The sequence below is a fragment of the Acetoanaerobium pronyense genome, from assembly GCF_017874355.1.
Classification (GTDB): Bacteria; Bacillota; Clostridia; order Peptostreptococcales; family Filifactoraceae; genus Acetoanaerobium; species Acetoanaerobium pronyense.
This window is the reverse complement of record NZ_JAGGLI010000034.1, coordinates 18830-29347: the sequence shown is the minus strand read 5'-3', so window position 1 is coordinate 29347 and position 10518 is coordinate 18830. Positions and strand designations below refer to the sequence as shown.

The window sequence follows — 10518 nt, the reverse complement described above, 5'->3', positions numbered from 1 at the left end:
ATGGATATACAGTTATGCTTGTTTAGCATAATTGTATATCCTAATTAGAGGGGTCAAAACTGAATGTAAATTTAGGCCAAAAGGGGTCAAATTTACTTGACAATCTACAACTGGGTAGTTTCACTATACTTTCCACAATAATTCATTAGGTAATTTACTCCAAATCCAATATTATTCCGTAAGACTCTTTGGTCACCTCAACATATTTTTGAGCTAAATCATTTTTATTTTCTATAATTAACATATTAACTGATTGTTGAAGGGAAGATTTATAATCTAAAACTTCAAGAAAATATTGCGCCATTCCTTTTCTATATAGAAGATTAGCTAGACCATAAAAAATATAAGATTTTTTACAAAAATCAAGGCCTTCGTCAGCATATTTTAAAGCAAGTACATGATTATCATTTCTATGATAATTATAAGAAATATTAGAATAAAGCTTGATGCCTAAAAGCTTTTCATTCATGGTTGAGTTTTTGTTTAGATTAATCTGCTCTAGACAATAAATAAGTATTTCATTAGAGTCGATAAACTTGTTATGAAAAGATAAAACCAAAGCCAGCATTAAAAGTATTCTCATTTCTAAAATAGTATATTTATAATTCTTATAGTCACTAATATTAAAAAGTGGATTTCCTAAAAGCATAGCTTGAAAAAAATCCTCATAACTTTTTTCTGGATATTTTGAATTATACTTACTTATTCCTGAAAGCAGCTTATCAAATTGCTTTTTTGAGTTGTAATCTATAGGGTTATCAATTTTTTCGGTTTTAGAAAAATTTTTAAAATCCCTTTTTAAATCCTGAAGAGTTTCTACATCATAATGAATTATTAAATCATCCAGTTTTCTATAATAATTTAACAATATACTGCTACTACCATAAGTTTTTAAATCTTCAAGAAGGTCTTTTTTATATGCAGATGAAAGTAAAACTAGTGTATCATACCTAATTAAAACCTTTCCTTGCTCTATTCTTCTGACAGTATCTCGATTTAACCCTGTCATACGCTCTACATTTGACTGAGTAAGATTCAAGCTTTCTCTAACATCCCTTAAAAACTTCCCAAATTCTTCTGTATTAAATGATTCGAACAATATAAAGCCTCCTTGAATGCGACATTTAATCCACTTACATCATTTTTGTTAATGTAATAAAATAACAAATAAAAGCAAGGGGAGGTAATGATATGAAAAAAAAGCTTATGTCTCAAAGTGTACCAGAAGTAGACAAAATAATTAAAAACCTAAAGATAATTCGTTACTTCCTCGTAGGTATTATAACATGTATTTCATTTATTTTGATATCTATAATCACTATAGACTCTGTGGATGGTCTTTCAAGTGACCTCGGATTTTTAATGATTCCAATCTCATTTATACCAACAATAATGATAATATGCACATTAGTTATAGTTGATACAATAAAACAAAACTCTGAAAATTGATAAAATTAAATTAACAAACTCTCTCCCTTCATAAAAAGCCAAGATCCTATTTTAGGACTTGGCTTTTTTTAGGATGAAATTTTTATTTAACTATAGGTTTTATCTATCATTTCTTTTACAGTTTCTGAATCTACTGGCTTGCTGTAATAATATCCCTGTACTATCTCGCAGCCGCAATGCTTTAATATCTGTGCTGTAGATTTGTCTTCTATTCCTTCTGCCACTAATGTCAAATCAAAGCAATTAGAGAGCTGTATGATTGTTTTTATTACATCTTCCTTGTTTTCTTTTAGATATCTCCATATTACAGATTTATCAAGTTTTACCTTACTTATAGGAAGAGAAGATAAATAATTTATGGAAGAAAACCCTGTCCCAAAATCATCAAGTGCCATACTGATGTTTAGTTCTTTAAATTTATTCAAATAATTTAAAGCCTCATCTATATTATCTATAAGTATATTTTCTGTGACTTCAATTTCAATAAAATCTGTAGATACATTATACTCAAGAAGAAGGTCTTTTAGATACTTATGAAATCCCCTGTCATTAAGCTGCCTTGGTGAAAAATTTATAGCCACAGGCTTTACATCTAAACCATCTTTTTGCCAGGAGGCTATTTGTTTTATTACTTCATTTGCAACCCATCTACCAATCGCAACGATAGTGCCTAGTTCCTCTGCAACAGGAATAAAGACATCAGGACTGTATTCGTTATTTTTCATTCTTAATAAAGCTTCAAAGCCTACGGTTTTTCCTGTAATTAGAGATATTTGAGGCTGATAAACTAGCTTGAAGTTATTTTCCCTTATAGCTTCTCTTAACAAGATTTCAATTTTAGCTTTTTCATTTAATGCTTTAATCATATCTTCATTGAAGTAGAGATAACCATTTTTCCCTTTTTCTTTAACTTTATACATTGCAGAGTCTGCATTCATAATAAGTCTGTTGATTTCACTAGAATCGTTTGGATAAATTGATATACCTATACTAGTAGTAATATAAACTCTTTTCCCATCTGCATTTAAATTTTCTCTTAGTTTTCCAGATATATTCAATACATAGTTTTCTATATATAAAAAGTCAGAAAATTCACTGATGTACACGATGAATTCATCTCCACTAAATCTGGAAACTAAAATATTGGAATCTTTGTTTTCTTTTAATATTTCAGAAATTTTTCCAAGTACGATATCTCCAAAACTATGGCCTAAGGTATTGTTTATGCCTTTAAAATTATCAATACCAATTAAAAGTATTGCCCCTTTTTTATCTTTTGCAAGCCTTTCTTTTACTAAATTAGTAAAGCCTTGTCTATTTAATAATCCAGTGAGAGGGTCATTAAAAGCGATAAATTCGATATGATTTTTTTGATTTAGAATTTCATCATACTGTGTTTTTAGAATTTCTTCAGAAGCCTGTATTTGCTGATAAGCAGCTGAAAGCTCTTCGTTTGAGTTTTCTAGCTCATCTTTGGTTTCATGAAGTTCAAAGATAAACAGATATGTATTTTCAAGAATTTTATTAATTATGCTGGTTATTCCACCAAAAGTATCTGTTTTTTGTTTAGGAAGCATATAAAGAAGGTTTTTAGATACGTCAATTTTTCTAATACTTTCTTCTAGCTCGCAAATAGGGACTACTATATTTTGAAACTGAAACCATATTAAACTTGAAACTAAAAATAAAATTAAAAAGAAATATATTATAAGTGCTAATTTGTTAAAATAAGCAAAATCTTCAAATGAAAAAGTAATATTTAAAATTCCAGAAAAGCTATCCCCATAATAAACAGGAATATAGTAATCATATGCATCTAAACCAGTATTTTGGAAAACCTTTTTTTCAATAAGAACATCATTTTTTGAGTTAAAAAAATCAGCATTAATATCAATAGATTTGTTCTGCTCGTATCTATCACTTTGAGCAATGATATTAAGATTCAAATCTAAGTACTTAGCCTCAAGAATTTGGGGATTTTTAGTGAGACTTGTAATTGTTTTTTGGAAGCTAAATTGTTCTTTTGCTAGCGCCACAATCTCTGCATTGATTCCGACTTGCACGAAAGAACCATCGTTTCCTTTGACTGCTCCATATTTAATAGGCCTTTGATATTTATCATCAGGTCTTATTACTTCCATTATCTCTGTGTCATCAGATCTAACAAATTCATACAGAGGGTGGGTAGCGCTAGGAGTCCAGCCTATATATCCTTCAATTGTAGAGAATAATATTTCACCATCTTTATCCATATAGTGAAGCTCGCTTACATCTAATACTTCAAGCATTCTGTATAGAGTTTCATTATCAATGTCATTCATTTCCTGAAGCTCAAGTATAGTCAAAGCAGCAACTCTGATTTTATTTTCCAAAACATATTCAGCATATTCTTGGGATTGAATATTTCTGCTAAGCTCTTCGCCGATTTGACTAGCTATGAGTATTCCTTCTTCTTTATACTGTGACTGCAGAACTTTATGATTAAAGTATATGGAAACACCACTTATTATAAGTATGATTGCTATTGTAAGAATCAAAGGAATGTAGAAAAGTCTCATTAAACTAACAACTTTACTTTTATAATATTTAATCATTGTTAATTTCCCCCTGGTTATGATACTTTACTTGAGTTTAGCACAAAATTAGTATAGATTCTATTTAGTTGTCCAATCTTTTAGAAATTATAAATAGTTTAGCCTGTTAAAGTTTTTGTTTACAAATTCCAGATAGAAATTTACGTAATTTCCATCATCTTTTAATATAAAAATCGCATCATATTCATTACCTGCTTTTGATTTTAATTTTTTGATTTCTACTTTTCCAGATTTAAGAAGTTCTTTAGCTATAGTTTTAGTAATTTTTTTACCTCTAGCTTTAAAAAAATTATCTTCCTTCCAAAGAGAAAACTTACATCCATTTTTGTAATTTGAGCAGTAAAATGATTTACTGTTTTCATAGACTTTACCTTTGCATCTAGGACATTTTCCTATGATTTCTTTTGAGCTTGGTCTTGATATTATATCAGAAGAGGCCTTCAAAAGGCTTTCGATACTTATATCTTTCTGGGAAGTAATGCTAAGAAGCTCATCCTTTACTTTTAGTATTGCATCATCTATGGATTTAGTGCCTTTGTATATTTCCTTTTGAAGTATGGATAGCTCTACAGTTTTTTCCTTATATAAATCAATTTTTAGAGCATCAAGTAGTTCTATAAATAATGTGCCTTTTGGCTCTATGGAAAACTGTTGTTTACTTTGACTAATATACTTATATAGCTTTGCATTTTCTATAATTCCAGTTCGCGTTGCTTCTGTACCTATTTCCACACCTTTTAGGATAGCTCTATATTCATCATCGTCATTATCTTCGTTTAACTCCTCTTGCTCTGATTTTTTAAAAGGATTTTTTAAATAGTTGGAAAGCTCACTTTCAGTGACTTTTTTAGGAGGCGTAGTTTTTTTCTCTATAGGAATGAAATTAACCTCAAATTCTTGATGCAAGGACAGATTAGGGAGCTTATTTTCGATTTTTTCAGGCTCTATCTTTAGATACCCTTCAGATATCAGAGTATCTCCATTTAAATTAAAAGTTAAATCTCCTACAGTGATTTCAAGCTTAGTTTGATTTATAATACACTCTTCATCTAAAAAATTACATAGAAATCTATTAAAAATAGTTTCGTAAATTGTCTTTTCAAGTCGAAATAGATTTTGAGGTAGCTTTGTTGTAGGAATGATAGCACTATGGCTCTCTATTTTCGAATCATCGAATATTGATTTTGTATTTTTCATAACTAATTTGTGTTCTTGAACTTGGTTTAATATATTTATAATTTTTTCTACTTTTGACTTCTCGTTTTCTGCAAGGTACTCTGTATTTGTACGAGGATAGGTGATATATCCATTATCGTAAAGCTTTTGAATTAAAGGGAGTGAATCAGAAAAAGAGATTTTAAAATCCTTTGAAAGTTTACTCTGTAGTTTGGAAAGGGAAAATAATTTTGGAGCCCTTTTAGTTGTTTTTTTCGTTTTGATATCCTTTACGATAGCCTTTTCTTTATTAAGAGAAGCAGCTTTTTCCAGAGCTTTTTCCTTTTCACTCTCAGGATACTTTGGATTTTTTAATGAAAGTAATACTTTTTCCCCTGAAGCCTTTGTATTACTTTCCAGTATAAAGTATTTTTCTGATGTGAAATTCTTTATAGCCATATCTCTATCATAGATAAACTTAACTATAGGAATCAAGACTCTGCCACAGGGGAAAAGGGCAGAAGATTTTAGGCTAACATATCTCGTAAGATTGATACCCATAAGCCAGTCCATATAGGTTCTGGCTAGTCCCTCGTTATGAAGATTTGAATAAAGGCTGTTATCCTTTAGCTCATTCATGGAGCTTATAATAGTCTCTTCAGTTTGCTCTGGGAGCCATAGACGAGTGATTTTTTTATTTGTCTTAGAATAATCTAATATTATATCTATTATAATTTGGCCTTCTCTATCAGCATCTCCACAGTTTACTATTTCTGTGACATCGTCTCTATGTATAAGTCTTTTTAATATTTCAAACTGTTTTTTAACGCCTGTATCCACAGCCTTTGTTTTCCTATCTCTTTTCAATTCAAAATCAAAAGAATCTGGAAAAAAAGGAAGGGGAACTTCATGCCACTTCTTCTTTTCTCCTAAATAATCATCCACATCTTTAAGGGAAAAAAGATGTCCAAAAGCCCAGGATATGATATATCCATTTCCCTCTAAAAAACCATCTCCTCTTTTTGATGCTTTAAGGGCAGATGCTATATTCTTACCTAGACTTGGCTTTTCGGCGATTATTAGTTTCATAGATTTAGACTCCTTTAATAAAGCATATTTAGACCCGTCTATTCGCCAGACAAATATGCAATATGAATACGTTTGTTTTCTTTATCTTTAAAAATTTTTGTAGGAACTTCATAGACACTCTCGATAAGTTCCTCAGTTAGAACATCCTTTGGACTGCCCTGGGAAAAAATAGAGCCTTCTTTAAGCACATAAAGATAATCACAGTAAGTTGCAGCTATATTTAAATCATGAAGTGCAGCAATTACTGTAACTCCTAGTTTTTTTGAAAGATCCATTATTTTGAGCTGATGCTTGATATCAAGATGATTTGTTGGCTCATCTAGAACAAGACATTTTGTATCTTGAGCAAGTGCCCTTGCTAGCATAATTCTTTGTTGCTCCCCACCAGAAAGAGAAGAAAATACTCTATTTTTAAAATTTGTCATTTCTACTTTTTCAAGAGCTTCATCAACAAGCTTATAATCATGTTGATTGTCTTTTTCAAGTGCTTTTTTATGGGGTGCTCTTCCCATTAAAACAACTTCAAATACAGTGAAATCAAAATTATAGTAATTATGCTGATTTACTACAGCCATTTTTTTAGCAGAAGATTTATAAGGCATAAGGGAAAGATTTTCATCATCAAGGTAGAAATCTCCACAAGATGGTCTTAGTACCCTATAAAGACTCTTTAAAAATGTAGATTTCCCACTTCCGTTAGGTCCTATTATACCAATAAAACTTCCCTCATTGGCCTTTATATTTATATCTTTTACAATTTCTGTATTGCCTATAGATACAGATATATTTTTTGAACTTATTTTCAAGATTCTCTTCCTCCAAACCCATAGCTCTTACTAATAAGCAAATAAATGAAACAAGGTGCTCCAATCATAGAAATCAAGATTCCTATAGGAAGCTCAGTATGTGGGATTATAGTCCTTGATAATAAATCTGCCCAAACCATGAAAATAGCACCAGCTAAAAAAGAAACTGGAATGATTTTTTTGTGGTCTGTCCCAAAAATCATTCTTACAAAGTGGGGGATTATTAATCCAATAAAGCCTATCATTCCGGATGTAAAGACTACAAATCCAATAATCAATGAAACAACTAGCATATAAACATGGCGGGCTATATGTAAATCTGTTCCTAGTGTAATACTTGTATCGTCTCCAAGTAGCATCAGATTTAGGTTTCTATATTGAGTAAAAAAGAATATACTACCGCCAATAGTAACTAGATAAACAGAAGGAATCAAAGACCATTTCGCTCCAGCTAAACTGCCCATAAGCCAAAAGGTTATGCTTTGTATCCCTTCTTTGTTATTTGCAAAGAAAATAATAAAACTGGAAAAAGAAGAGCAGGCTGCATTTATTGCCAATCCAGATAATAGTAGCTTCACTGAATTTGCTCTAGAGCCTATATTTGCAATAAACATTACAAAAAGAGCAGCTGTAAAAGCACCTACAAAAGCTAAAATTCCTACATAGCTAGGGCCAAATGCTACCCCAACTCCTAACAATATAGCTGAGGTTGCCCCAAGTGAGGCTCCTGAAGAAACACCAAGAATATATGGGTCAGCTAGAGGGTTTCTTACTATAGCCTGCATCACTATACCACAAACCGAAAGACCGCCTCCCACTGCTATTGCTAAAATTATTCTAGGAAATCTCAAAAGCCATACCACATCATTTATAGGGCCTTGAGCATCCTGTGCAAAAGATTCTATTTTGAAGATATTAAATAATATTACTTTATATACAGAGGATATGGGAATACTTGTGGAACCAATTGAAACAGCAATTAGAATTGAAAGTATTAGAAAAAATCCTAAAAAAACAGAAATACCAATATACATTGGAATTTCTGTTTTTGTCTTTTTATTAGACAACATATTATTCAAAGTCCATTTCTGGATAGATTCCATTAGCTAATCTAAGTATTCCATCCAGTGTTCTAGTTCCACTACAATACATCTCTCCAAGAGATATAGCATATACTCTGTTGTTTTGAACTGCACTTAAGCTTTGATATCTTGGGTCATTAACAACCTTATCGATAGCTGCATCAGCATCTGCTATACTGCTGGAGCTACCAAAATAGACTGTGAATATGACCTCTGGATTAGACTGGATAAACTCTTCATTGCTCATTTTATTTTCATTAGCAGTTACAAGCTCAGCTCCTAGCTGTTTTACCATATCTCCACCTAAAGTATTTTCTCCGTATACCCTAACTCCTTCTTTTTCAAATTCCATTACTAAAACACGAGGACTATTGTCCATTTTTTTAGCTTCAGATGAAATAGTCTCAACTTTGGTTTTCATCTGTGCAACTATTTCTTCAGCTTTTTCTTGAACATTGAATATTTTCCCTAGATTTAAAATATCGGTGTATTCATTTTCCAAAGATTGCTTTGCAGCAGCTCCTGAATTTTGCATTATATAGGTGTTGATATTTCTTTCATGAAAGAAATCTACGTCACCTAGATTTTTCTCAGAAAAATATGAGTACCAGCTTAGGATTAAATCTGGCTGACTCATTAACACAGTTTCCTTATCAGGAGTGAACTCAGTTAGATAATTAATTTTATTAAATCCATCTTGATATTCAGGCTTTACGTCTTGGTCTAGTCCAGCAGCTGCAACAATATAATCTTCTAAACCAAGGGCTAGAAGTGTTTCTATTGAATTTTGATATACTGCAAAAACCTTTTCAGGGGCTTTATCAAATGTGACCTCTATAGGCTCTTTTGCAAAGTTGTAAGTAGTTATAGTCACAGGATAATAGGAATCTGAGTTTTCGATTTCCTCTTTAATAGGTGTTTCAATTTGAGGGGTACAACCTGATAGTAATAATACTGCCAATAAAACTAATAAAATCTTCTTCATGTCAATTTCTCCTTTGATTATATTTATTAGGCAATTTACAGTCTTATTTATAAGAATAGCTCAAATAAATAAAGCCTCCATAAATTGATGGAGGCTAGGTATCTAATAGGTATTTTATGCATACAAAATACACCGGTATGATTATTCTGTGCCTCGCAGAATATCAAAGATACAGTAAGGCAGGTCTTCTGGCTTATGCTACAAACGCTATTTTTCATCTTCCCGACAAATAACTTCATCAGTGATTTTCTAGATAAAACCTAGGAAATTTAGCTCGCAAATACAGCAGCGGGACTGCGCGGGAATTACACCCGACTTCCCTTTTAATCTACAAAATTGTAGAACCTTAACCTTCATGAATATATCATACAAAAATATTGATTGTCAATTAACATAATTAAATATAAGAAGTGCTATGCTTATTCACTAAGAAGGTCATCATTTTCCTTAAATCATCTAATTATGATATATTTATATAAAAGGATTACAATTAGCTTACTGCAGGGAGGAAAATATGGAATTTTTAAATATTAGTAGAGAAAATATACAAATAGGGGATATCCCAGCAATTATCCTTAGACCAAATTTGAATCAAGAGAAATTGCCCACTATTGTTTTTTACCATGGATGGAGCTCAAGAAAAGAAAGTCAAGTTTTTAGAGGCTCTATAATTGCGAGTCTTGGATTTCAAGTTATACTTCCTGATGCAATCCATCATGGAAGTAGGGGAGAAATAGACTATTTAGAATCTGAAAAAACAGGATTATTTTGGGAGGTTGTTCTAAATAATCTTAATGAATGGAAAAAAATAAAAGAATATATAGTAGAAAATCTAAAGGCAGATCCTCTTAGGATAGGAGTAGCAGGACATTCTATGGGAGGATTTACAGCCTCAGGTATTTTTGCTGAGAATATGGACATTAAAGCGTGTACTACTTTAAATGGTTCCTTTAATTGGAAAAAAAGTAATGAAATTTTTAAGAAAAGGCTAAATATAAAAATGAACGAGGACTATAAAGAGATTGAAAATAGGATTTCTAAGAAGAATCCAAATTCTATGATTGAAAATCTTGCACAAAGACCTATACTTATTCTTCATGGAGAATCTGATTCAATTGTAAGTATAGCTCCACAAAGGGAATTTTTTGAAGATATCAAAGTAAAGTATGAAAATGCTGAAGATATAAAGATGATTTCCTATCCAAATCTAGATCACTTTGTTACCACAAATATGATTGAAGATATGTGCGAGTGGTTTAGCATGAAGCTAAAATAAATAGATAATTTTAAAAATAAATCCATACATAGGCTTTAATCATAGCCAAGATGTATGGATTTTATATTAGAATTAGGAAGTG

Annotated in this window: 8 protein-coding genes and 1 riboswitch; of the genes, 2 read left to right on the top strand and 6 right to left on the bottom strand. The window is 31.2% G+C overall.

Annotated features, from left to right (window positions below):
* Positions 1–154: 154 nt before the first annotated feature.
* Positions 155–1099, bottom strand: a complete 945-nt coding sequence (locus tag J2Z35_RS12300; RefSeq protein ID WP_209661698.1) for a helix-turn-helix domain-containing protein — start codon at positions 1097–1099, stop codon at positions 155–157.
* 92 nt (positions 1100–1191) lie between these two features.
* Between J2Z35_RS12300 and J2Z35_RS12295 the strand changes: the two genes are divergently transcribed.
* Positions 1192–1449, top strand: a complete 258-nt coding sequence (locus tag J2Z35_RS12295; RefSeq protein ID WP_209661697.1) for a hypothetical protein — start codon at positions 1192–1194, stop codon at positions 1447–1449.
* An 86-nt stretch (positions 1450–1535) separates the two neighbouring features.
* Here the strand turns inward: J2Z35_RS12295 and J2Z35_RS12290 are convergent, their stop codons facing one another.
* The 5 genes from J2Z35_RS12290 to J2Z35_RS12270 all read right to left on the bottom strand — a co-directional run bounded on the left by J2Z35_RS12290 (position 1536) and on the right by J2Z35_RS12270 (position 9160).
* On the bottom strand, positions 1536–4043 hold the full coding sequence (locus J2Z35_RS12290; protein WP_209661695.1) for an EAL domain-containing protein: 2508 nt from the start codon (positions 4041–4043) through the stop codon (positions 1536–1538).
* A gap of 87 nt (positions 4044–4130) precedes the next feature.
* Positions 4131–6287 (bottom strand): type IA DNA topoisomerase, encoded by a 2157-nt coding sequence (locus tag J2Z35_RS12285; RefSeq protein ID WP_209661693.1) that lies wholly within the window; start codon positions 6285–6287, stop codon positions 4131–4133.
* Between the two features lie 38 nt (positions 6288–6325).
* Positions 6326–7093 carry an ABC transporter ATP-binding protein gene (locus J2Z35_RS12280; RefSeq protein WP_209661691.1) on the bottom strand — a complete coding sequence of 256 codons (768 nt, stop codon included), beginning with the start codon at positions 7091–7093 and terminating at the stop codon, positions 6326–6328.
* Positions 7090–8163, bottom strand: coding sequence for a FecCD family ABC transporter permease (locus J2Z35_RS12275; RefSeq protein ID WP_245330893.1), 1074 nt, complete (start codon positions 8161–8163; stop codon positions 7090–7092). Before J2Z35_RS12275 ends, J2Z35_RS12280 begins: the two co-directional genes overlap by 4 nt.
* Before the next feature lies 1 nt (position 8164).
* A complete protein-coding gene (locus J2Z35_RS12270; RefSeq protein WP_209661689.1) occupies positions 8165–9160 on the bottom strand; it encodes an ABC transporter substrate-binding protein in 996 nt (331 codons plus the stop codon).
* 161 nt (positions 9161–9321) lie between these two features.
* Positions 9322–9524: riboswitch (cobalamin riboswitch) on the bottom strand.
* A gap of 150 nt (positions 9525–9674) precedes the next feature.
* Between J2Z35_RS12270 and J2Z35_RS12265 the strand changes: the two genes are divergently transcribed.
* Positions 9675–10436: a prolyl oligopeptidase family serine peptidase gene (locus J2Z35_RS12265; protein WP_209661687.1), complete on the top strand. Its 762-nt coding sequence runs from the start codon at positions 9675–9677 to the stop codon at positions 10434–10436.
* Positions 10437–10518 lie beyond the last annotated feature (82 nt).